Annotated in this window: 20 protein-coding genes; 4 read left to right on the top strand and 16 right to left on the bottom strand. The window is 46.5% G+C overall.

Translation table 11 applies throughout. From position 1 onward, the window contains the following. Positions 1 to 91 precede the first annotated feature (91 nt). From NSB25_RS03085 to NSB25_RS03100, 4 genes are all read left to right on the top strand, one after another. Entirely contained in the window at positions 92 to 877 is a 786-nt protein-coding gene (locus NSB25_RS03085) for an HAD family hydrolase (protein ID WP_103237768.1), read from the top strand. A 26-nt stretch (positions 878 to 903) separates the two neighbouring features. Further along, positions 904 to 1,818: a sugar phosphate isomerase/epimerase family protein gene (locus NSB25_RS03090; protein WP_103237982.1), complete on the top strand. Its 915-nt coding sequence runs from the start codon at positions 904 to 906 to the stop codon at positions 1,816 to 1,818. A 66-nt stretch (positions 1,819 to 1,884) separates the two neighbouring features. Continuing rightward, positions 1,885 to 2,715, top strand: coding sequence for an MBL fold metallo-hydrolase (locus NSB25_RS03095; protein WP_103237767.1), 831 nt, complete (start codon positions 1,885 to 1,887; stop codon positions 2,713 to 2,715). 118 nt (positions 2,716 to 2,833) lie between these two features. Beyond that, complete coding sequence (locus NSB25_RS03100; protein ID WP_103237766.1) at positions 2,834 to 3,163, top strand: hypothetical protein; 330 nt, start codon at positions 2,834 to 2,836, stop codon at positions 3,161 to 3,163. A gap of 76 nt (positions 3,164 to 3,239) precedes the next feature. Here NSB25_RS03100 and yaaA read toward each other — a convergent pair whose 3' ends face one another. The 16 genes from yaaA to NSB25_RS03180 form a co-directional block, all read right to left on the bottom strand. Further along, on the bottom strand, positions 3,240 to 4,010 hold the full coding sequence (gene yaaA, locus NSB25_RS03105; protein ID WP_103237765.1) for a peroxide stress protein YaaA: 771 nt from the start codon (positions 4,008 to 4,010) through the stop codon (positions 3,240 to 3,242). Beyond that, positions 4,010 to 4,462: a thioredoxin-dependent thiol peroxidase gene (gene bcp, locus NSB25_RS03110; protein WP_103237764.1), complete on the bottom strand. Its 453-nt coding sequence runs from the start codon at positions 4,460 to 4,462 to the stop codon at positions 4,010 to 4,012. Before bcp ends, yaaA begins: the two co-directional genes overlap by 1 nt. Positions 4,463 to 4,696: 234 nt before the next feature. Beyond that, positions 4,697 to 5,290: a hypothetical protein gene (locus NSB25_RS03115; protein WP_103237763.1), complete on the bottom strand. Its 594-nt coding sequence runs from the start codon at positions 5,288 to 5,290 to the stop codon at positions 4,697 to 4,699. Between the two features lie 342 nt (positions 5,291 to 5,632). Beyond that, complete coding sequence (locus tag NSB25_RS03120; protein ID WP_257479221.1) at positions 5,633 to 5,755, bottom strand: hypothetical protein; 123 nt, start codon at positions 5,753 to 5,755, stop codon at positions 5,633 to 5,635. Positions 5,756 to 5,885: 130 nt separating this feature from the next. Beyond that, on the bottom strand, positions 5,886 to 7,970 hold the full coding sequence (gene recQ / locus NSB25_RS03125) for a DNA helicase RecQ (RefSeq protein WP_103237762.1): 2,085 nt from the start codon (positions 7,968 to 7,970) through the stop codon (positions 5,886 to 5,888). A 122-nt stretch (positions 7,971 to 8,092) separates the two neighbouring features. Beyond that, positions 8,093 to 8,344, bottom strand: coding sequence for a hypothetical protein (locus tag NSB25_RS03130; protein WP_103237761.1), 252 nt, complete (start codon positions 8,342 to 8,344; stop codon positions 8,093 to 8,095). After that, positions 8,341 to 9,120 (bottom strand): nucleotidyltransferase domain-containing protein, encoded by a 780-nt coding sequence (locus NSB25_RS03135; RefSeq protein WP_103237760.1) that lies wholly within the window; start codon positions 9,118 to 9,120, stop codon positions 8,341 to 8,343. The genes NSB25_RS03130 and NSB25_RS03135 overlap by 4 nt, the downstream gene beginning before the upstream one ends. Further along, positions 9,117 to 10,163, bottom strand: coding sequence for a nucleotidyltransferase domain-containing protein (locus NSB25_RS03140; RefSeq protein WP_330405983.1), 1,047 nt, complete (start codon positions 10,161 to 10,163; stop codon positions 9,117 to 9,119). Before NSB25_RS03140 ends, NSB25_RS03135 begins: the two co-directional genes overlap by 4 nt. Positions 10,164 to 10,167: 4 nt before the next feature. Beyond that, positions 10,168 to 15,006, bottom strand: a complete 4,839-nt coding sequence (locus tag NSB25_RS03145) for a DEAD/DEAH box helicase (protein WP_103237759.1) — start codon at positions 15,004 to 15,006, stop codon at positions 10,168 to 10,170. Positions 15,007 to 15,207: 201 nt separating this feature from the next. Then, complete coding sequence (locus tag NSB25_RS03150; RefSeq protein WP_103237758.1) at positions 15,208 to 16,104, bottom strand: zf-HC2 domain-containing protein; 897 nt, start codon at positions 16,102 to 16,104, stop codon at positions 15,208 to 15,210. Further along, positions 16,097 to 16,594, bottom strand: a complete 498-nt coding sequence (locus NSB25_RS03155) for an RNA polymerase sigma factor (protein WP_103237757.1) — start codon at positions 16,592 to 16,594, stop codon at positions 16,097 to 16,099. Before NSB25_RS03155 ends, NSB25_RS03150 begins: the two co-directional genes overlap by 8 nt. A 211-nt stretch (positions 16,595 to 16,805) precedes the next feature. Then, positions 16,806 to 18,518, bottom strand: coding sequence for a DUF2357 domain-containing protein (locus NSB25_RS03160; RefSeq protein ID WP_103237756.1), 1,713 nt, complete (start codon positions 18,516 to 18,518; stop codon positions 16,806 to 16,808). After that, the gene (locus NSB25_RS03165) at positions 18,448 to 19,311 is read right to left on the bottom strand and encodes a DUF2357 domain-containing protein (protein ID WP_103237755.1); all 864 of its coding nucleotides are present in this window, start codon (positions 19,309 to 19,311) and stop codon (positions 18,448 to 18,450) included. The genes NSB25_RS03160 and NSB25_RS03165 overlap by 71 nt, the downstream gene beginning before the upstream one ends. After that, on the bottom strand, positions 19,286 to 21,274 hold the full coding sequence (locus NSB25_RS03170) for an MrcB family domain-containing protein (RefSeq protein ID WP_242982273.1): 1,989 nt from the start codon (positions 21,272 to 21,274) through the stop codon (positions 19,286 to 19,288). The genes NSB25_RS03165 and NSB25_RS03170 overlap by 26 nt, the downstream gene beginning before the upstream one ends. Before the next feature lie 462 nt (positions 21,275 to 21,736). Then, the gene (locus NSB25_RS03175) at positions 21,737 to 22,876 is read right to left on the bottom strand and encodes an endonuclease/exonuclease/phosphatase family protein (protein ID WP_103237754.1); all 1,140 of its coding nucleotides are present in this window, start codon (positions 22,874 to 22,876) and stop codon (positions 21,737 to 21,739) included. A 110-nt stretch (positions 22,877 to 22,986) separates the two neighbouring features. Further along, positions 22,987 to 24,744, bottom strand: coding sequence for a hypothetical protein (locus tag NSB25_RS03180; RefSeq protein WP_103237753.1), 1,758 nt, complete (start codon positions 24,742 to 24,744; stop codon positions 22,987 to 22,989). Between the last annotated feature and the right edge of the window lie 70 nt (positions 24,745 to 24,814).

Below are 24,814 nucleotides of genomic sequence, written 5' to 3' on the forward strand. Positions count from 1 at the left end.
CAATATGACGGCCAGGATCAGATTACAGAACTGCTTCGACATGGGAGCGAAATCATTTCCATAATAGAATATAACAACAGGAATTGTGAAAATGCAGAAACTTATCTTTTTTGACATTGATGGCACTTTAATCAGCAAAGGAAACCAGGTTCTCGGGGAGAGCACAAAGGAATCTATCCGCAAAGCACAGGAAAACGGACATATCTGTGTGGTCAATACGGGCAGAACCTGGCGTATGGTGGGGAACTGGCTTCCGGAACAGACGGATTTTGACGGCTATCTGCTGGGCTGCGGCACCATGGTGAGATACCGGGAAAAAGTCCTGCTGCATGAGACTTTTCCCCCGGAGGAAAGCCGCAGAATTATGGCGGCCCTGGAAAAATACGGCATTGACGCCCTTCTGGAAGGCGCGGACAACAATTATGCGAAAAATTTAACAGAATTCCAGTCCGAGAGATTTCAGGATCATATGAGGAGACGCCATCCGTCAGATTGTCTCCCCTGGGAAGAAGCGGTTGGAAATTTCGACAAGTTTTTTGTCAATGAAGTGGAAGCAAAGCGAATGGAGCTCTTTCAGCAGCAATTCAGGGAAGAGCTGAGCTTTATCGACAGAGATCGGGGATTCTGGGAAATTGCACCCAAAGGATACTCCAAGGGAAGCGCCATGAGATTTCTGGCGGACAGACTGCAGATTCCCATGGCAGACACCGTAGCCGTGGGCGACAGCAATAATGATCTGGAAATGTTCCAGTGTGCAGGTACCTGTATCGCCATGGGAAATGCAGTGGAAAACATAAAGGCTCTGGCAGATTTTATCACCACGGATGTGCTGGAGGACGGCATATGGAATGCACTCAGGTGGCTGGGGGCAATATAGGATTGCGGAAAGGAAGGAAGCTATATATGAAACTATCAACTACCACAGGATTCTACAGACATCGTCCCGGCGGAATAGAAGTTCCAATGACCGACTGCATCAGAAAGCTGCATGCCATAGGATATGAAGATATCGACCTTAATTTCTGCCTGACCAAAAAGGATACCCAGGAGAAGGGAAAATGTAAGGAACTGGAACCGGACAACTGGCATGACTGGGTCCTGGAGATGAAAGAACTGCTGGCAGGGCTGAACATGACCGCCAGTCAGGCACATGCCCCCTTTTATAATGTGCTGGATAAGGATTACCCGGACAGAGAACACACAGAGAAAATTGTGCGCCGCTCCATTATGGCGGCCGGAGAACTGGGCGTGAAAGCCATCGTCATTCATGCAGGATTTCACCTTTATGACAACAATTTCCGCAAATGTCTTGAAGACAACATGGAATATTACAAACCCCATCTGGAGTTGGCCGCCCGTTATGGCCTGTCCGTGGCGGTGGAAAACATGTTCGACAGGACAGATCCCTCGCGGAAATGCAGGAGAGACCGCTTTGCCGCAAGGACGGAGGAAATAATCGAAATTGTGGACCGGCTGTCAGAGCAGTATGACAATGTGGGCATCTGCTGGGATTTCGGCCATGCCAACATGATGGGCTGGAATCAGCCTCAGGCCCTGGAAATGATGGGGGAACGCCTGATTGCCACTCATGTACAGGATAATTATGCGGACAGCGACCACCATCTTCTGCCCTGCCATGGTACTATTGAGTGGGAACCGATTATGAAGACGCTGAAGAAAATCGATTACAAAGGCGTATTTGCCTATGAGACCCACAAAGCAGCCGAGCGGGTTCCGGAGCCGGTCATCGACGCCCTGCTGACCTACTCGCTGCAGCTGGGGAAATATTTGATTTCTCTGTATGATGCGGCAAAATAATCCGAATGTTCAGCGCCATATTGCAAAGCGTTTAAAACATTTCTATCCTGACACGGGGGTATCATCATGATTCTTACATTTATGGGCACGGGAGCCTCGGAAGGGGTTCCCGGCGCATTCTGTCAATGTCCTGACTGCATGGAAGCCCGAAAGCTGGGAGGCAGAGAGCTCCGCAGCAGATCTCAGCTGTTGGTAAACCGCGATCTGCTCATCGATATGGGGCCGGAGACATACTGGAAATCCGTACTCTATGGGATCGAATTGTCCCGGGTAAAATATCTCTTCATCACCCATTCTCACTGCGACCACCTGGAAGAAAAGCTGCTGGGATTTCGGGGCGCATGGTTCGGCAGAGAAATGATTGAGCCTGTGCTCTATGCCTATGGCAACGAAAAAGTCGCACAGAAGATATGTACCCGGCTGGAAGGCTGTCAGGCCGCAGGCATAAAAGAGGCATGCTGTATGCAGACAGTACATCCCTTTGAAACGTTACAGGCAGGTAATTACAGCGTCACCGCATTGCCTGCCATCCATGCACCGGGAGAAGAGGCATTCATTTATCTGATAGAGGATAAAGAGGGAAAAAGTGTCCTGTATGCCACCGACACCGGAAATCTCACAGAGGATACATACGCATTTCTGAACGGAAAACACCTAAACTGCGTCATTATGGACTGTACCCTGGGGGCCAAAAACGTCACAGACACGTACCACATGGGCCTCAGAGACAATAGGGTTATTCAGGAACGGCTGAATTCCATGGGGATTGCAGACGCGAACACCCGGTTCCTGTGTACTCACATTTCCCACGGCACAGGGGGATACCGATATCTGGCCGAATGTGCGGAAAGGCTGGGAATGGAACTGGTCTGGGACGGGATGGAGGCAGAAATTTAGGAAACATTTATGTCACCGGACGAGGGAATTCAGACAACAGAAAATACAGAGCAAACCACATGATAAAAATCGGGCAATAAAATTGCAAGGCAAATTATACAGCAGAAAATGAGACAATATGAAGACCGGCGGTCAAAGCCAGAAGCTGTCTCTGGCCAGAGTATTTGCACAGAACGAAAAGCAGGTCATCATTATGGATGAGGTGTCCGCAGCCATAGATCCTTATTCGGAAGCTCGTATCAATCACAGTATTCTGGATTTTTGCCAGGACAAGATATTCATTTTCATCTCCCATCGCCTTTCCCTTATGAAGGAGATGGACAGAATTTACTATTTTGATAACGGCAGTATAATAGAGGCCGGAACCCACATGGAGTTGCTGGCGCAAAACGGGAATTACGCCAAAATGTATCATCTGCAGGCAAAGGCCTATGATTTCAACAGCTGATTTCAGCACGCACTGCATGTGTAGAAAGGAATAAAATGAAAAAGCATGATCGCTTCTGCAGCCCAGCTTCTGCAGTTTACAGATTTTGCAGTATCTTTTCGTATCCGTTCATAACAAAAACATATTCTGTTTCTGTGGACAATTCCTCTCTGAACACATACCCCAACCTGTTATATTTTCGGATATCGACAGGGTCTTCCAGCCTTTCTTCCGCCATAAATCTGACCATGTCGCCTCTGGCCATTTTTGCATAAGTGCCCTTTGTGACAAGCTTACCTTCTGCCTGCTCACAAAATGTAATTGTAATGTATCTGTCTCTTTCCCGGAGGTATTTCTCAATACATTTCGAATACTCTCTGGAAGCAAGATTTATGATAATTCCGCTGTCGTCCCGGACTGCTTTGTATAGCCTGCCTCCCCACAGTTCATACAAGTCTTTATGCCCGGCCACGGATGCTTTTGCCTGCATCTCAAGTCTGTACGGCGTCACCCCGTCCATGGGTTTCAACACGCCGTAAAATCCTGACAGTATCCGCAAATGCTCCTGGACATAATCATATTGGCCAGTCTCGAACACCGTTGGTGCCATATATTGATAGGCGATTCCCTCATAGGCCAGCACTGCCGGCGTCAGATTATGCCGCAGATCCATGTGTTCCAGCCGCTCGAAGTTCAGCCCGGCGATTCTGTCATTGCATTTCCAGAGATTCTTTAACGCTTCATATGTTTGTCCTTTTAACCAGTCAAGAATCTCCTCTGCCTGATTTAAATACTCCGGCACCCCTGAAGGTGCCAGACTGTCTGAATCGACTATCATTTTCTTCGTCGGCGATAATATGATCTTCATCAAACCTCTCCCAACATCTTCTCCGGGTCATCTGCTGCCTTCACCTTATCATTCGCTTTGACAATAATTCCCTTTTCATCAATCAGATAAGTGGTCCGGACCACTCCCATGGATACTTTGCCATAATTCTTCTTCTCCTTCCAGACATCATAGGCTTCAATTACCTTCCGCTCCGGGTCCGCAAGCAGGGTAAAGGCAAGGTCGTATTTCTCCTCAAACTTCTTATGAGAGGTGACACTGTCCTTGCTGACGCCCAGTACTACCGCCCCTTTTTCCAGAAACTGCGGATATCTCTCGGAAAAACCGCAGGCCTGCTTTGTACAGCCCGGAGTATTGTCCTTCGGATAAAAATATAGAATCACTTTCTTTCCCGCATAATCTGATAACTTATGCATCTTTCCGTTCTGGTCCGGCAATTCAAAATCCGGTGCTTTCGTTCCAACTTCCAGCATGTTGATTTCCTCCTGAATTTACATTTTTATTTAGCATTTGGCATAAACTGATAAAAGCTTTCATTTTTATGTATCTCATTAATTTCATTGTGCATAATATATTGTAACAGAATTTTCGTAAAATTTGGAGCTCTTAAATTTTCGTAAAATCTGTTGACTTTGTCGCGACATTTGCTATAATAAAATTAACTCATCTAACATGTTTAGAAGGAGAATCCGGTTTTCGCATAGCGATTACCGGCTTTTTATTTTTTGATAATTATGATAGTCATTTTCATAGTCTCTTTTTGCACTAAGAAAGAAAATAGGATAAGCAGTGATAAATCTTACTCTTTTTTCACTTATATCTTCTAAAATAACCAAAAAATCTACTTCCTCTTCTTCATATCTCAAATAAATACGGTTCCTTTTATTAGATGAATGAATTTTTTCCCAATATTTAATTCGAGGATCGTTATCATTACACATTTCAAGAACTGCCCGGATCCAATTTACTCTGACCGCTCGATATATACACTTTTCTCTTTTTATGCCATTCAGCATAATATAGTCTATTTCCAGCAAACAATTATTATTGCATAGAGCAGATGTAATATCATTATTACATGGCAAAATATCTAACCTTTGTTTTAACTCTATACTTGCCGAATGCCAAAATGTTTCCGCCTTATAATCCAACCACTTCAATGGTACTAATACTTCTTTTCCATTTAACTGTGGTTTATCTTCTTTTAGCGCCAAAGTGGCTTTGAAAACATCATGACATTTATTCATAATATCCTCTGTTTTGCTAATGCCTGTAATGTCTATAGGGATTAACTTGCTCATTTGTATATACCTCCCTATATCCTCGGTTCCCAAATGAACAAATTAAATGCATCACCCTTCTTGAAATTTTACTTTAATCCAACATTAATATCTCAATCCTTTATCTAATTCTGGGGTTTTTATCCTTGGTTTAAGACATACTTTCATATATTGCTTGATTTTCCTTTTTTCACATTGCTGTTCGAATCTCTCTGAATTCCTCATGAGCTGTACCTATTTTACCTTGCAACAACAATAATAGCAAAACCGAACATTTTTCTTCTTTCCCTATTATCTCCTCCTGGCTCCACCACTTTACCGCTTCTTCTACACTAAATTCAATATTGCTGATTTCTTTTCTTGCTATTTCCCAATCCCCCTGTGAGAGATATACCAGTGCTTTATCCCTCCACCTTGCTCTTCTGTTATTTTAACAGTTTCCCATATTAGCATAGTTGCTTCTCGTAAATTATAAATTTTTCCCATTATACTTCCCCTTTTTATTATTTATTTATTGTGTTCATCTTTATTTATAAACAAGTTACACATTCCCAAGTTAATATGTACCTTCTTTTTTATTTATTGAAATAACCGTTTAATGTCTAATTAACTAATTTCACTCAATCAACCCATGCCTTTTCAGCCTGGCCCGGATACCTCCCGGGGTCCTGCTGTGCAGCCGGGCGATTTCCGATATCTTCATCCCTGACTTGTATTCCTGGTCCAGCCTTGCGTCTTCCTCCTCGTTCCAGGACGCCCCTGCTCCATCCGGGCGGTTCTTTGACCGATTATATTCCGCTCTGTCAAAGGGTTTCTTTTCCTCGTTCTCCTGGCTGCCCTGACTCCGCATGCTGATGACAGCATCCGGATGCGTCTCCATAAACACCGCTATGGCATTTATGAAAGTGTCCCCATATTTTTCGCTCTTCCTTTTGCCCACGCCGGATACCTTCAGTAAATCATCCGGAGTCTCAGGCAGCTTCACGCACATATCAATCAGCGTCCTGTCATTAAAAATGATATACGGCGGAAGACCTTCCTCCCTCGCGATTTCAAGCCGGAGCTTCCGCAACTCTTCAAACAGATCATATCCTGCCGCCGTAAGCGCATCTGTACTTCTCTTCCGGACATTTTCCCTCCGGTCGGATTCTTTCTGCCCTTTCTCTTCATAAATGTGCATTATCACATGGGCATTTTCATCTCTTAACCTTGAGATATCACCTATTTTCAACACACTGTACTGGTCCTTCGTCTGGTACAGATACCCCTCTTCTATCATCTGGCTGATCAGGCTGCGCAGCAAAGCTTCGTTTCTGTCCTTTAACGCCCCATAGGACCTGTAATTCACCGTGCCCAGCTCCCGCAGTCTCGCCCTGTCGGCTCCCATCAGAGTTCCCAGCACTATGGTCAGTCCGTAACGTCCCTTTGTCTCCGCCACACAGTTAATAACCCATTTTGCTTCTGCTGTCATGTCCTCTTCCCTGTACTCCCTGTGGCAGTTACCGCAATTGTTGCAGGGCCCGGCAGCCTTTTCTCCGAAATAATTCAGAATTGTAGTCCTAAGACAGGCCGTAGTCCTGCAGTATGCTTCCATAATCTGCAGGCGGCGAATATCCCTCTGCTTTACCAGCTCCACATCTTCTTCCTCCAGGTCGGAGAAGTCTTTCTTCTCCAGCAGGAACTTATTAATGATGATATCCTGTGCCGAAAAAAGCAGAATACACTGGGCGGGCTCTCCGTCCCGCCCGGCGCGTCCTGCTTCCTGGTAGTAATTCTCCATGCTTTGAGGCATGTTGTAATGGATTACATATCTCACATTGGATTTGTCAATGCCCATGCCGAAGGCGTTGGTTGCCACCATGACCGGCATTCGATCATATATGAAATCCTCCTGGTTTTTCTTCCTGGTTTCATTGTCAATACCAGCATGATACCTGGTAACCGGCACACCTTTTTGATACAGTACCGCAAAAAGGTTGTCCACACTTTTCCTGGTAGCGCAGTAAATAATCCCGCTTTCCCGGGAATGTTTCTCTATATAATCAATGACAAAATCCTCTTTCCTGCGGATATTTTCCACACTGTAATACAGATTTTCCCTGTCAAAGCCTGTCACTGTCACACTGGGGTTTAGAAGCTGCAGCGCGCACAGAATGTCTTCTTTTACCTCTTCTGTGGCCGTGGCCGTAAACGCACTGACAACAGGTCTCCCGGGAAGATTTCTGATAAAATCCACGATCTTCAGATAACCGGGCCTGAAATCCTGACCCCACTGAGAAATGCAATGAGCCTCATCGACGGTTACCATGGAGATATCCACACTGCCGGCAAATTCCATAAAGCCATAACTTTCCAGCCGCTCCGGCGCCACATATATGATCTTGTATGCACCTGCTGCCGCCCGGCTTAATGCTTTGCCGATCTGAGCCTCCGTGAGAGAAGAATTAATAAATGCCGCGTGAATGCCCGCATCGTTCAGTGCCTTTACCTGATCCTGCATCAGGGAAATGAGCGGCGATATCACCAGGGTAATACCGGGCAGCATCAGCGCCGGAATCTGATAACATATAGACTTGCCTGCTCCCGTGGGCATGATTGCAAGGCTGTCGCGCCCCGCCATGATTGCTTCGATTATACTTTCCTGTCCGGACCGGAAGGAATCATATCCAAAATAGGTCTTTAAGGTTTCTTTTGCGGTCATTCCTGTTATCCTTTCTGAGCCTGTCTCCGGCAATGGTCCGCCCTTATTATATTCTGTTTTTCATAAAACATCAACGAAAAAAGAGGAACTCTGCACGTTAAATATTACGCTGTAGCATGCCCTTATAAATTCCGCCCGGCTTTTTTCGCCTTCCACGCGCTGATTTCACTGCAGATGGCAAGCATCTCATCCACTACCAGTTCCGCACTTTGAGGCCTTACACTCTCCAGATACCCCACCATTCTCTTCATGGCTTTCGGACTTCCCAGGTTCTTCGCAACCGCCTCTCCCAGTTCTCCGGGAAAGCCCAGACTTTTTACGGTATCAACAAGCCTTTTCTTTTCCTCCGCCCATTCCTTCTGATTCGCTGTCATATTCGCTCCTCCCATAAATCTATCACTTCCCTGAACACTCGATTCAATGCTGTCCAGTCCCTGTTATGGTCATCTGCAAGCCTGTCCGCCAGTTCCTTCTGCAGGGCAGTTTCCTTCTCAATGAAATCTCTGATCACCGGAATCTGCGGATTCTTCTCCCCTTCTACAGTGCGTTTCTTCACTTCCAGAAGCGTATCTATCCCATTCCGCAGATCCCCGGGAAGCTCCAGTTTCAGCAGCTCATCAAATAATACCGGCGGCGCTTCATGATACTGCTCAATATACCGTGCCGCCAGAAGGGGACGAAGCGCATAAAAATACTTCTTATATCGCACAGCATCACCCTGCAAATACTCCCGTAAGGTACTGTTTGCCGTGCCATAATAATGATAAACTGCCGCTTTTTCGGAAAAATACTGCCTGGACACTTCCCTGATCCTCTCCCATTCCCTTGTCGTACGATATACTATGGGTGAACCACTCCACTCGAAAAGGGTGGCATTTCCTCTTGCAAACTGCCGCAAAGCCTTCTTTAAGTCCCAGCCGTTTATGTCGAGCACCTCATCAAGCTGCCACTCTATCACATCTTTCGGTTCATCCAGCCGAAGGTAGTCCGCTTCCGGCCTGACATAGACAAATCTTACATCATAGTCACTGTCCGGGGACGCAAATCCCCATGCCCGGCTTCCCGATTCAACGGCGTGGAGAATTCGGACTTCTTCTCTTTCTTCTATCTCATTCAATTTGTCGTTGATTTCCTGTTCAACATTTCTCATACCAGTTCCCCCGTTACAGCGTATCTGTTCACACGCTCCACGAACCTTTCCACGCTCTCCATATCCGGATTGTCCGGCAGTTTCGTATTCTTCGCAGCCTCATCCAGCCGGCGTTCGTATTCTTCAAGCACCTCATAAAATTCCGGCGAAAAGGTGCCGTCCTGCAGCATATAGTCTCCTCTGCGGATTGCGAGCAGAAGCGGCAGATCGTCTCGCCGACGGGTAATAATCTCCCCCTTCTCCAGGATGTCTATGGCCATCATAAACAGCCGGATTAAGTGCATCGCATGCTTGTTCAAATGGTTCCCGTCTTTCTTTTTATTGCGCTTCCCTATCCTTTCATAATCCCGCACAACAGTCCGCATGGTTCCCCACAAATCCGCATAATCGCGAAGAGGGAAATGCTTATACGCCGCATCTATAAAGATCTCCGTGTCCAGTTTCGGATTTTCAGCACTGTCAATGTACAGCCTTATACTGCCTGTCTCCTTCCCGGCGTATCGCCTGTTGAAATCATCCAGCGCGTTCATCACAGATTTCAGGATATGCTTCTCTCTGTCACTCTGGGGCAGTGCATCCCTGGCAATCGCATTCTGCAGACGACGCAGCTGAGCATCCGCATAGCCTCCGAACGATTTGATGGCCCGTTTTGACAGGAATAGACTGCTGTTCTCAATCAGCTCGTGCCCCAGCTGCGACTGAATCAGATACTGGTCTCCCTCCAGTCCAAGTATCTCGCAGGTATTGGGATTGCAGTCCAATAGAAGCTTCACAAGCTTATTAAACCCATAGATGACAGTATCCGTCCTGTCATCCTCATACTGTTCAAACTCAGTCAGACCGATTAAGTCTGACGGCAGCTGCAGGGTCACTCCCCGAAGGTCAATATCACTGCCCTCGTTATTGGTCCCATAGGCATAACTCCCGCCCACTCCCAGGAGCAGGATTCTTCTCCCCAGGCGTTCATTGCTGCGGATAAAGTCATATTCGGCTGTCTGTAAAAGCGCTTTGAAGTCCATACCTTCCTCCAGATTCTGTTTCATTGTTTTATTTCTTATGGATCTGCACATCCACGGCATTATCCTCCGTGCGCACTTCATAGCATTTCTCCGGCAGTCCATAGACATTCACGCTCTGATGGCCGGTGGAGAATGCATTGTTCTCCAGGTATTGCGGGTCCCCGAACATCAGCTCTTCCAGGTCTTTGGTCAGGAATTCATTCCATGCATTCGTACGCTTGATCAGACGTTCCACACGCCTTACCAGCCGCAGATTCTCAATGTTCTCCGTATTGTCGTCCGGCATCACGATAAACAGATAGTCTCTTGCCCGACTGATGGATACATTGATTATATTGCGTTTGTTCAGGAACATCTCTCCAGATACTGATATATTCGGCGGTGTGTTAAATACAGCAAAAACAATGTCGCATTCATCTCCCTGAAATCCATGAATCGTGCCCACCTGTACATCTGTCTCCCGGGGTAATTCCTCCGAGGCCATCAGCTTCTCAATCATATCCGACTGAGCCCGATAGGGTGCAATGATACCGATCTTATACAGGCTGTCCGGATAATGGGCCGCAATCGAACGGCACAGATGACACACATATTCAAAGGTAAACAATGCCGAATACACCTGATAGGCGCTGCTGTGCTGCAGGCGTTTTGCCCTGTAAATGCTCTCGTACCTGCTGACCGGATATTTGATGATATTTAATGTCTTTATATCCGGCCCCCTGTCTGCTATGAGCGGCTTCCGGCTTTTTGCCGAACGATAATGCTTTAGAATTCCGCCGTAAGCAAAACGGCTGAATATGCCCCCGATATCCGGAATGCTCCTGTATTGTGTGGTCAAAAGTTCTACCTTATACGGATGAGGTATGGTCTTCGGCTGTACAAAAGTATCCAGCTGTACCATGGTATAAATATTCTCATTTTTCCACAAATCAACGGAAGTAATCGGCTCAATCTGGAACGGGTCGCCGGCTATAATGAATTTCTCCGGCGTTTTCCGGTAAAGCGGATACACTATATTAGCCAGAGAAATCATGGAGGCCTCATCCATCACAATATAATCCCACCTGATCCCCCGGAGGAAAATTCTCTCACCGGGCGGCATGAAAAAGTCATAGGGAAACCGGGCAATGGTCGTTATTGTAACCGTTCGGAAAGGCCTGCGAATATCAAAGGTTTTGTCCCTGTATACGGGACTCTGCTCGATTTCCTCGTCTCCGGTGGCACCGAATCGGACCAGCCAGTCTTCATAGGAGTGGTCCGTCCCTGAAACCTCCATAATCCTGCGGGTCAGGACATCCGCAGATTTGTTGGTGGGCGTCAGGACAAGAACTTTACACCCCTCCTTCTCCTTCATCAGAGGCAAAAGCACATTTTTCGCCAGATGTGTGGTTTTCCCTGTGCCGGGAGGACCGAAGATAAATTCTATATTCCGGCAGAGCTGCTCCTGCATATTAAAATCATCGGCATATGGAAGCTCTGCAAACTGTTTTCTCAGCTCTTCCAGCAGAAACGCCGGACTCTTCGCATCAATGGTCGCCGCCGTTACTGTGGAAAGGTCAAGTCCTTCTATATCCGCACCATTTTTTAATTTCACCCGCAGAGTATAGGATTTCACGCTGGCCACTTCAATGACCGCCGTCCGGGTCTGTACCTTCGTGTGAAGCACCAGCGGGATATCTGTAAGGTCCTCCATAAACTGCGGAATATACCGGTTCGGATATTTCAGAAGCAATGTGCGCTTTGTTCCGGGCTCTTTTTCTACCTTTCCAAAGCTGATTGACACCTCTCTGCTGTTGGAATTCGCCTCGCCGCTGTTGATACTCTCCATTTCCATCAGCGCGTTAAACCATGCAAATGTATACTTCCCGGCGCTCAGCGCTTTCTTCTGCAGTTCCTCATAATATATAATTCTGTCAATTTCGGCCGCACTTTTCTGCTTTGCCTGTTCAATCTTCCTGCTGTAGTCCACAGAAGACGGCATAAGTTCATCCCAGTCTGCGTCATTGTCCTGCTCAAGTCCGCTTTCATGGCCCTCGCCAGCCATACCTCCCGCCGAAGTGCCTCCGGTACGGCGCAGAATATCTTTTACCACAGCAGCCGCTTCCTTACCGTCCCCATTGCCAAAGCCCTCATCCACCTGTGCCGGTTCTTCCGCACGCTTCTGTTCCCCTCTCCGGCGCATGAACGCTCTGAATTCCTCTAAATCAGCCTCATTGCCTATCCCATATTCCCTTAATTTATCCGCAAGCAGAATCTTCTGCCGCTGCTCCTCAGTCAGATTACTGTCGTCGTGTTCCGGCTCTTCCGTTCCTTCTTCCGCATATGGGATCTTCAGAAAATCCAGCAGCTCCTCCGCATACTCGGACGACACATCATAGACAGCAGACAGAGAGCTTCTGGTTACTTCCTGAGGAAGCACAAATTCATTCTCTTCATTTACCAGCCATTTACTGTTCCGCAGCAGAACGGCATCTGACGACGGGAAACGTTCTGTCTGAGGTGAATAGTAAAAGTAGCTGCAGATTCCTGTCAAAAGCATAGATAAATTCCTGTGACGCCAGGTACCACATTTCGTCTCAATTATATGCAACAGGCAATTCCAGAGCAGAATCGACTTTTCCCTGTCCTGCTCCTCCGCAATACATGCAACGATTTCCCTGCAGCCCTCGATGGTAGTCTCTTTCCATTTGTGCCCCCGTGTGGAATACGGATGCGGAAGGTCATTCCTGTCCCCGGATGTGAAATCAATCTCTGTGGTAATCAGGGCAATTTCCTGCCTTACGCCAAGTTTCTTCAGAAATGTCAGGAGCAATTCTTCCTCCTTCGGATCTACAAGCTCCCTGTATTCTTCCAGTTCCAGAAATCGCACTCCTGCTTTTGTCTCCAGAAAGGCTTTTATATCCGGAACAGGCAGATATATAGTGTCTGCCACACCGCGATATATCTGACTGTCTTCGGTGTCATAATACGTGAGGAATTCGCAGTCTTTGATCATTTCAATAAAGGTATCGACTTCATCATTGGAACATTTACAGAAATATTTGAAGAACAGCATAAAATGCGGCGCAGTATCTATCTCATCGTCTTCAGCATACTGAGGCAGAACGATATTGTAAATCTGGTCCTTCAGCGACGGCTGTCTGATTCCAACGGTATCTATGAATTTACGGGTGTCAGGATTTTTCAGTAAATCCGGATGCACCACCGTATAACCGGTTATGTCTTTTACCGGCAGGAACAGAATCGGCTGTCCTTCCTTGTCGAAAGCAGGTACCGCCCTGCCGTTCTGGTCCGGGAAAATCGGCTTGTTTTTCACAATTTCCGTCCTGTGCCGGGTTTCGAACAGCCACTTATAAAACCCATGCAGCCACTCTATAGACTGCGCCTCAATGAATTCCGCCGTGATCCCCTTTATATTTACAGGCGCCTGCCTGACGCCGACACGGGAAGTAAAGCCTCTGGAGCGGCCATTGATAATCACATCCTCGCTGAGATTCGTCTTCACCAGAGAATCCATATATGCGAACAGCGCCTTGTCAACACGTTGTACTTCGTCTCGACCCTGCGTCACGAATACCCACTGCGCATTCTCGTTCCCACAGATATCTCTCAACTGCTCGTTGGAGAACAACTGTGGAAGCTGCTGCACTGCCGCCCAGTACGCATTCTCCGAAGCCGCATATCCTTCCGCGCCAGGAAGAATCGCCGTCTTCTCGAACATTTCCCTGACAGCCTGATAGAACGGCAGGAAAGACACCTTTCCCCGGTCCGCCGGATCGCTGAATTCCTCCGGATTCACCGGTATGATTGTAAGAATGGTATCCTCAATCAGGCGAATCGATTCTCTCCCGCCGATCTCTTTCAGCAATACCACTGCGTCCGCCGCAAGCCCGGCCAGCAGCCGGAGCATTTCATCATTATGGGGCACGCCGGCCCGAATCCCTTCCCGGCTGTCCGTCAAAAGGAACGGCGCGTGAAGTATGAAGTTCAACCCGGTGACTTCTTTCGTGGGAAAAAAGCAGAATGCCGGCTCCTTTACCGGACGCAGATGCCCTTCCGCATCCGTAAAAAAGCCCACGGAATACCTCCGTCCACATTCGTCCGAACGTGAAAAAAGCCATAAATTTTCATCGTGCAGATCCTCCCCCCTGTTCTGCATCAGGCTTATATATTCACAGGTGGTCTCCCCATATGTATACACCTTTTTTATATGCTTGCCATACAGCCCGAGAACATCCCCAAATGCAAACTCGATCTCCTTCAGACCGGACAGAAATAATAATGGAAAAGACAGCTTTGTCAGCTTGTCAGCTATATCTTCACGGGTCTGGCCGGCGTCCCTCTCCGGATGATCAAAGGGAAAGACAAACAGAGTCTCTTCTTCGCGGCGTCCCGGAAAATCGGCTTCCAGTAAAGTCGGCACAATAAAACGCTCTATTTTGAAACGGAACTCCGGAGTGTAAATATGAGGTGTGGACGTATACTGAAATACAGCCTTAAATCCTACCCCGAACTTCCCGATGGAAGCTTCTGTTTTATTGGAATTGGCAATGGAGGTGATGGCATTGATATCTCCCAGCCTGCCCTCCCCGGAATCCCGATCCTCATATGCCGGGTCCGTCACGGAAAACTGCCTGGTTCCATTGTGGGCAAATATCAGCCGATCCGATTCCAGCAGAAATCTGGCCCTGGTGGCTTCCGCATCATCCGCATTCTGCAGCAATTCATAGATAAAATGCGCCTGGTCAGAATACTTTTCCACCACACTGTTCTTAATTCCCCGCATGGAAGGCTTTTCAAGCATATCCGCACTTTCCGCACGGTCTCCGGAAAGCGCCTCGAAGTATTTCTTCTGTAATTCGTTCATTGCTGACATTCCCCTTTATCCTAAAGTATCCTGAACTGTAACCGCCCTTCGGTTCCCTGTCTGCACCGTTACACCCTGAGTCATTACCGGCAGAGCAGTATTGTTGCTTTCTGTTTTATCATTATACCGCACAGTACTTCGTAATAGCAACTGCAATTCAAGTGGGTTGAGAGCGGGATACACTGAGCCGGCTTTTCCCGCTCATGATTTCCTCTCCTTTTTCGCTTTGTATAGGCTGCCCCCGGCCAGCATGACACAGTAAAGCAATATTGCAACAAGAACGATGATGGAAAAGTCACGTTGGGCAGAATAGGAATAAAAGGATATCCCCTTTGTGCAGATATGCGCCAAAATATATGCAATCGGAAATGGTATGATCCGATTCAGCCATATTTTCACTTTTTCCCGCCTGCGGAACAAAAAGCGCGCCATTATGAGTATGGTCAACGCAAGCATGGCCATCCCAAAATACTGTATCAAAATCAGTCTCGGCAGGGTAACGGTGCCTGCATTGTCATCCATATTCAGGCCATAGATCAGAACATCCTCAGAGCCATTATTTTGTGCGTAGTACACCGCTATGTCAGCATTGGATGTGGGCGTTATTACTATATTCTGTTGGCCACGGTCAGTAATATGCTTATCCCAGACTGTGTCCCACGCGTTTATACAATAAATTTCCGTTCCCCTTTCTTTATCGCCTCTTACGGTATAGCCATACCCCGTAACGCTGTTGTCAAAGGTAATTGTCAGCACACCGTTCTGCCCTTCCGTGACCTGCACTAAGCTGCGGGAATATGGAAAAAAACGCGGTGCTGTCATAATTGCAAAAACAGATACTGCAATTGCAAGTACCAGCGCCGTGGTGAAAAGAACCGTCTGTACTCGCCTGACAAACAGTTTCTTCTTCAGGTCGTTTATCGGTGCCGCGCTCATGTCCGTCACAAGCTCCACCGGTTTACGAATATGCTCAAGTTCAGAGCGGCACTCCGGACAGTGTTCCAGATGTTCCTCGATAAAAGTCCTGGTATCCCTGCTCACCATATCCTCCACATAGAGAGAGATAATGTCCTTCACAATATTGCATTCCCTATTCATGATTTTCCTCCATTTTCTCTAAGATTTTCTGCTTTGCCCTGTGGAAAGTCACACAGGCCCAGTTTTCCGTTTTCTGAAAAATACCTGCAATCTGTTTAAAACTCAATTCGCCGAAGATCCGCAGCATGAACACTTCTTTATACGGCTCCGGCAATTTGTGTAACAACGAGTGAATCTGCATGGCGTCACTTTCTTTTTCAAACCATGCCTCAATATCTTCTGACGAAGCCATTTCAAGCACGGTATCCATGTCTTCCATTTCTGTGTACCGCTGTTGCTTCTTCATGTAGGAGAAATAACAATTTTTAGCTATCTGACAGAGCCAGACGCGAATATCACACTCTCCGCGAAAGCTGCTCAATGACTGCATCGCCTTAAAAAATGTCTCACTCGTTATCTCCTCGGCAAGATTTTCATTATTTGACAGTCGCCTGAGGTACAAATACACATCCTTAAAATAGGTTTGGTATATTTGTTCAAATTCAGTCACTTCCTCACCTCCCACTTATAAGACCCGGATATGCCAATAATCTTACAAAAAACGCTGCATTTTTTATTATCAATGGCTATTCAATCAATGAAAGCAGGCCCCTGGCCTGACAATAAAATCCCGACACGTTCAAATGTCGGGATTTTGCACAGCTTAACAATATAAGTAAGTATCAGAAGCAGGGAAACCCTTTCCGGCAGGCACACTCCTCTCAATCCTGAACTGCACTCTGCAGCTGTCGGTATACCTGCGCCGGTCTCCTGGAAAATTCTGTCAGCAGCTTTCGCTCCACAATCTTCCCATCCTTCAACGCCAGAATCTCTCCGTCAGAAAATACAAAGCGGCTGTGGCCCATCACAAATCCTGCCGTTTCGTCTTCCGCAATTTCCGCAGCTTTCGCACTTCGTTTCAGCTCTGTATAGAACCTGTATTCCGCTTCGCTTTTGAAGCGCAGCTCCTGCACCCACTCGCTGTGCTCCAGCAGAAACAGATTCGTAAAATCCACTACAAAGCCTGATTCTTTCGGAAGAATCGGTTTCTTTGATTCATTGATTTCCGTGATATCCTTCCACTGACGTACTGAAATTTTGTAATATGGCTCATCACCATTCTTCCTTACCACAGGCACCTCTTTGATATCTGCGCGTCTCACCGGTTCTACTCGGAGGACTTCCCCGTAATACCTGATCTGGCCCTTTCCCTCCCCAAACATTTTGTTGGTCTGGTACAAAGCCACATAATGAATGGGAAACCTGCTTTCATGAATCTGCTTCGCAGGCACATAATAGAAATTCTTCTCAAAACAAATCTGAAACTGTTCTGCAGATCGGAATGTTCCTATCAGCACATCTCTCTTATCCCAGTCTACTGCCGCCAGCCTTTCTTCGATACCCCGGGGCAGAGAGGTTCTCTCGAAAGCCGATTCTCCGGAATCGCTGATCAACTCACGCAACAACTTCTGAACCAGCTTCGTCGCACCCGGCAGAAACGGAAGCCCACCGATATTTACCGTGTCTATACTTTTATAAAAACGGTGTTCCCTGTATTCTTCCTCATACTTACCCTCTAATGGAAATAAAATGTAAGCGCCGAACATGGTCTTCTCAAATATAAATCTGGACCGGGGATTCTCATAGACAATGGAATCTCTGTATCGATGCATGGTATTGATGTCATCCACCTTTGGACCCGGCTTTGTATCCGGATAGAAAGTACTCTCCGGATTCGTCTCAATTCGATACTTTGCGTCGAATACATATTTATAGGAAACCTGTGTACCATTCTTCTCCAGTTCCAGTACATTATCCGGCTTCTGATTTACCGTCCGGGTCTTACTTTCTCCCGGATTATATGTCAGCTTAATCACTTCCCCTGTGGCAGGATTGATAAACTTTGCCGTGGACCTTGTGCCTTTTACCAGCGTGACGGTGATACCACTGTTGTCCACCCTGATAATATCCGGTGAAAGCAGCCTGTACTCCTTTTTTAACAGACTGAACAGCTTGATGAAGCACCAGTACTCATACAGCTGGGCGGTATCCTTCGGAGACATTTTAAACACATCCCCGTTGACGGACAGGCTCCTCTGCAGCATAAGCCAGTATTTATATAATTCCCTGTATCCGGGCGCCATGCCGAATACAAGGGACATACTCTGAGCGGCGGAATATTCCGATACTTCCCGGAGAAACGCTGTATTCAGTACTCTCCTTACCTCTTTCATCATTCTGTCCGCATCGGCCAGTACTTTCTCTTCCGTCTGTTTCACATTTCTGCCGTACCGTTTCACAAATTCTTCCAGTTTCCTGATGGTCGAATGCAGGATAAACTTTACAAATCTGTTCTCTGCAGTATCATAAGTTATCCGCTTTTTTACGGCAAGCACTCTTTCCGCATTGATCTCCCCCGCTGGAATAAGCGACATATTTCTGATGCCTCATGAGCCACCTTTCTGAAGCTCTGTCTGTCTTCCCGGCCTTATGCTCCGGAACGACTTCATGCTCTGTAATCAGCCTGTGATAAGGCTCAGAAAGTATTCTGTTTACCTCATTCATATAATGCTCAAAAACAGTGGATAAAATTCGGAAATAAACGGCCAGTACTGTAGTCTGCTTTTCCCCCTGAGAGAACATCTGATATGTTTTCTGCATAAAGTCAATGAGAACTTCACAGGCCATCTCCGAGATATCGTCTGTCATCATCTGATAGTCTTCTTTATAGGAAATCTTTGTGGGAAAAACTTCTACTCTTATAGTTACATGCTTTCTGTCCTCCAGGTAGATTTCAAAATCAGAGTAGCCCACCATATTGCCAAAATTAATCACACCTGACAGTAACGATTCATCACCGTCAATGACCGGTCCCACTTTTTCTCTGATTCGGTAATTTTCATTCCAGAAGGATACTCTGCCGCCGCTCACGCTTTTTATAATGATCTCATAATCTGTCTGTTCGAAGAATAAAGGAGAAACCGTAATCTCGTACTGAGCGTATTCTGCTCCATCCTTATCGTCTCCGGCAGATTCGCTTTCGAGATATTCCCCATGAACTTCGACCGCCGGAATATGGATTTTCTTCAAATGAACTCCGGCGACTGCAATGGAAGAAGACTGCTCCAGGTAAGTTCCCGACCAGACCTTCTTAGCCTTGATCACAATATTTACTTCTGATGTATGAATCTCCAATACCTTATCAGAGCCAGTAGGAAGTAAATCCATCCTCTTCGTATCTCCTCATCATGTAACAGATTTTCTCTGCAGAATTCCTGTATACGCAGTCTCTGCCATCAATATACGCTTCCATCTGCTTCCAGATACTATCCTGCATGAATCCGCTGTAGTCTCCGGCGCACTTCTGGAATAATCTGCACAGAAGCTCTTTCACCGCCGCACTGCTTCCCTGAATCCGGGGAAGAAGCTTCTGCATGATTTCGTTATCCAGGGCATCCCTGTAATCCAGCAGACCGGCCTCAGCATTGTTCAGCATGTAGAATACAATCTCATCCCTGACACGATATCCCACATGGGCATTTGCCTTCTGGAGAATGTCATTGATGGTCTGCAGTTCTGTGCAGACCTTAATTGCCAGATCCTGCTGCTCCTTTTTGATATCCGTTTTCAAAACGATATATTCTGCCTTCAGAAATCCGTTCCTCAGAAGAACAGGTTCTGGATTATCTCCCATGAAATCGACTTCCGGATCCGTTTCCGTATCAGATTCCCCATCAAATTCCAGCTCCAGATTCACATGGGAGAATTCAATGGTATTGGCCCTGTCCAGGACCTTTTTACTGAAGGGAAAGGTTGTCTCATCCATATTAACCGTTCCCACAACATATAGATTCTCCGGAAGGCTCATCCTGCCATAATCCTTCTCTGCAGCCTTATCCAGGATAATCTGGTCCGTTACAATCCTGTCCCCACTCCACCTTCTGGTCTCAATCACGGACAGAAAATCACTGAGATAATACTCCACTCTCGCCAGATTCATTTCATCCAGGCACAGGAAATATGGCACCTTTGGATGTTCGCCTGCCGCTTTTACAAAATCAGTAATTGCCCCGGGAATAAATTCCCCTCTCAGGTTCGTATGTCCAAACAAATCAGAAGAGTCAGACCAGTCCGGACGTACGGGCACAAGCTGATAACGTCCGTTTCCCCCGCTTTCCGCAGATGTAGCTCCTATGGCCTCTGCAAACAGCTTCACCAGCCGCGTCTTCCCCGTTCCGGAGATTCCGGCCAGAATGACAAATGGCTTCGACTTCAGGCTGAGATAGAAGTTCTCAATCAGATTGCCACTGTAAGTAAATCCTTTTGATTCGATATACTTCTTAATTCCTGAGATCGCTTCCTTTGTATCCACCTGCTCCTCATCTCCCCACAATTCGTCACCTGGTATAATATCCGGCTCGTCATCTGTTTCGATGTCTGATGCAGGATCTGACTCCAGATCTGACTCCATGTCTGATTTGTTATCTGTTGCCCCTTTCCGCTTTTCCGACATTTTCTCTTCGTATTCACGATAAATCTCCATCATTCTGGCCAAATCATCCCGAAGCTCTGCCTCCTCCGGCACATTCCCCTTCGTATATTTTCTGTAAAAGATTGTTCCCTTCGAATACAATTCTCCCAATTCCGTCAGGCCTTCGCCCAAATCAATCTCTTCATCTGCTGCAAAGCCTCTGCCGTCAATTTGAGAGGTGATTTCCTTTGCCTTTTCCCGCATTATACGAATGGCTTCTTTCTTCGAGTGCCCCTTTTTATTCCCTGTGCAGCCCTGGTTAAAAGTCAGATACAGAGAATTGCCATCCGCTGCCAGGAGATATACGATATACACGCCCTGGGTTGCCGTGGTGGTGAAGTTCCTGTCAAAAATGCCGAGCCAGGGGATTGTCGCCCAATTGCCCTGTCCGACACTGCCTGTTATCAGATAATTCTCACGATCTACCAATCCCGTCTGGTATAACGCCTTGGGAGCATCTTTTCGAATATAGATTCCCGTCGCATGTCCTGCCAGTTTCTCCTGTTTTGCTTTTATGTAGTTATTCAGAAAATGTTCAATTACCGGTTTGATCAGTACATCTGTACTAAATACTGCCGGTGTCGCAGCATCTTTCGAATAGCATTTGAACTCTAAAGTATTCTTACCTGCAGAAAATACTTCTATATATTCTTTCTCCACAGACAACTGTTTTTTCTTTCCTGAGTCCTCTGCTTTTCTTCGGGCTATGTTACCTGCACTATACTTAAAAATGGAATTTAATGCCTGACAAATTGGACTCTTTTCTGCGTATCTGATTTGAATTGCAGTACGCTTAGAATATTTTTCACTATAATTAACACATGTAATTTTAGCTGCATATTCATGGTTATTAATCTTTATGGTAATATTTTGTTTATCGCCTTTGTTTAGATCTAAACCTAATTCTTCAAGTATCTTCTGATGATTTTCTACAGGAATCGTCATTCCAGCATTCAGTACTGATTGATCGACGATTTTTTTAAGTATATAATCTCCCATTTGTCATCCTTCCACAATTGTACCTTATACATTTTCTACTGAAGCTATATGTCTATCTCAAATGTCCATTGCTGATGTCCCTCAAGATTGCTTCCCTGCTGTGAAGTTCACAGAAAAAATTTATTACCTCTGCACTGAAGCTTCATGTGCAGAACCGACACCCAAAAGCCGAAACACCATCCGCACCGGATTATGGTCAGAATAGGCAAAGTCCAGATCAACAGTCTCATATTCCAATACTTCCACATTATCAGAATAAATGAAAGCATCCAACACCCAGCGATCATTCGTTCCATCATAAGGCCTTCCGGCATCCCGGCAGGTGGCCGCCATGTCAAACTCCCCTGCCTCCGCAAGTGCTCTGGCACCCACCGTAAATCCCTCCGGGACAGAGTCGAAATCAAAAGGCTTCGCCCAGCTCTCCACTGCCTGCACCTGGTTACCGTACCGCACCCCGGAATCGCCTGTCATATCATGGTTGAAATCACCGCCCACTATCACATAATTCCCCTTTTCATACTCTGCCACCATATCCCCATACAGCATTTCCCTCTGCGCCTGCTGGATACTCGCATCCACACCATATGCGGAAAGGTGCACATTGAAAAGCACCAGCTCCCTGCCATTTTCGCAGGCGATTTTACTGATGGAATAGCAACGGTCCAAATCCAGAAATTTGCTGAAACTGTCTGATATAGGAAGGCTTCTCCTCTCTGCAGCGGCAATATCATACATAGATAAAGTAACGAGTCCTGCCTCATTCCTGCCATGGGGCTGATACAAAGGCCAGAACAGAAAAGCTGAATCATAATTCTGTGCATACACTGTCTCAAAGGACGGAAATTCCTGCCTTACCAGCTCATACTCATCCACATGATAACTTCTCGTTCCATCCGTGTCCACTTCCTGCAGAAACAGAAAATCCGGCTCATATCCCACAATCGCTTCAGACATACCGCGCACATTTTCCTCCACACGCTCCCTGCTCTGAGCCCAGGACATTGTACCGCCATCCATGAAAAAGTCAAACTCCTGGTCATACGCGCCAAAGCCGATATTGGCTGTGATAATGCAAAATTCCCGGTCCGAGTCTGACTCTATTGCCTGCCTTACAACCTGGCTATCCCCGGGCGCATCTGATGTCAATGCCAGATGGTCCTCGAGCCGGGTATAGGACAGCATTACATATAATACATAAACCACTACTATCAATATAAGAATCCCAAAAATACATCCTATGAACTTTGCTATTTTCTTTCCCATTTTTCTTTACCACCCCTTATAAATCAATTCCTGTTTCCCAAAATATTTCATTCCTCTATCTTCATTCCTTCTGCTTCATGTCCCGCTTAAGCTATGCCTGACAATGGCTTTTATTTTTTCCGGGAGTCCTGCATTCCATATCCCTTCAGCGCTTCCCGAAAAGCACTTCGCCGGGAATATAGTTCCATATATTTCACCATTATGTCCTGCTTTCCGTTCCGCTGGCCTGCAGATTCCCGGGCTTCCCCCAGCGCAGCGATATATGCGGCACACTCCCCGTAATACTTACGGTGATTCCCTTCCATAATGCCTTTCACACGCTTTGTAACCAGTCCCTCAACCCACTGTAAAAGTTCCTCCCTCTCCTGGTCAGAGAGCAGAATTGTTCTTTTCCAGCAACGCCAACATTCCCAAAACCAATCATCATTACTTTTCTCAATGACCCTCAGAGTACCTTTTTCATATTCCTCCTTATGGAACCCTACTGCCGCCGTCAACTGTCTGAGCATTTCCCTGTTTCCCGACCCTAAATCCGTATCCTCTGTCAACAATAAAAGAAATGCCGCCAGACCGCATTTCATAAAAGAACTGCTCCATCCCAGAGAGCTCCTGACATTCATGGCATTCTCTCTGACATAAGAAAACTCCCTGCCCAGAAAAGTTAACATATAAACGGTTCTCTGACTTACCTGATTTTGTTTTTTGGGTATGGCGGAATAAAAGTACCCACTCTCTTCCGTAACAGGATGAACCTGATGATAAATCTGCATTACCTTTTCTTTTACTTTGGAAAAATCCCTGCACTCCATCAACAATCTGAAATAATTTACCACACTGGTATCCGAACGGAATGCCTCCAGCCAGCACTCTTCCGCCTCCTCCTGCCTGCTCAATTCCAAAGCAATCCTGCCGGTCAGAAGGGCAATCCTGCTGCGGACAAGATAATTTTTGCTGATAGTATCAATCGCTTCTCTTCCCACTGCCAATAAAAAGACAGTGTCTTCTTTTCCCTGGCTGCTCTGCAAATACTGTTCATAAAGCTCCGGATGTCCTCCGCAATATTTCCGCGCATTAGCAAGCAACTGCTCCATACTTCCCGTCATTTCCAGCGCTTCCTGCAGCAGCCTTTCCGCATCGTCTGTGGTTATCCTGCCCAGATATTCTATCCACAATGGCAGAAAGGCATCCATATCCGGAAGCTCTCTGCCATTCTGCATAAGCATTTCCAGAGTAATATCCTTCCTGCCGGAATTTTCAATTACTCTATACAGCTCATCGGCTCTCTCCGGAATCGCAGAAAGACAATAGGCCGCATGAGCTCCATCCACTACAAGGGCTTTGTAGTCCACATGCCCCAGATGATAGTATTCCAGCTGACTGATATTAATTGGTTCATCCGTATAATCCTGATACTCCCCGCCGACCATAATATCCAGCCCTATCAGAATGCCGGCAATCTCACTGGCTGCCTCATAGTTTTCATGGTCTATGCACCGATGTACAAATCTGCAGGCATCTTCAATCACAGGCACCACGCCCTCCGGATCGCTGTACAGGAACTGCTCATCTTCACTGTCGTACCAGTCATCATATTCCCGGTTAAGGCAGCCTTCCAGACTCAGTTCCCAGTTTTCGATGCGCTCTAATCGGTATTTCAGAAAGTTTTTCTTCTGCTCGAACTCTTCCGTCGAACCTTCCCGTAAAATCTCTTTTTTCCCACAGCTTTCCTTCAATCTCTTCAGAAAATCCTCTCTTTTCTTCTCCGGCAGAGTCCGGGCAATATCATGCAGAAATACCGTCAGGTCCTCCTTCATCATCGCGGCAGCCGTTTCGTCCACGGATTTTAAAAACTGGACCAGGTTCATCATTTGTGGTTCTCCTTTCTTTCTGTGGGGGACTCTGAAATTTTTATTTATTTTCCCAATCGCCAACTTCCCT

This window comes from Acetatifactor muris (assembly GCF_024623325.1).
Classification (GTDB): Bacteria; Bacillota; Clostridia; order Lachnospirales; family Lachnospiraceae; genus Acetatifactor; species Acetatifactor muris.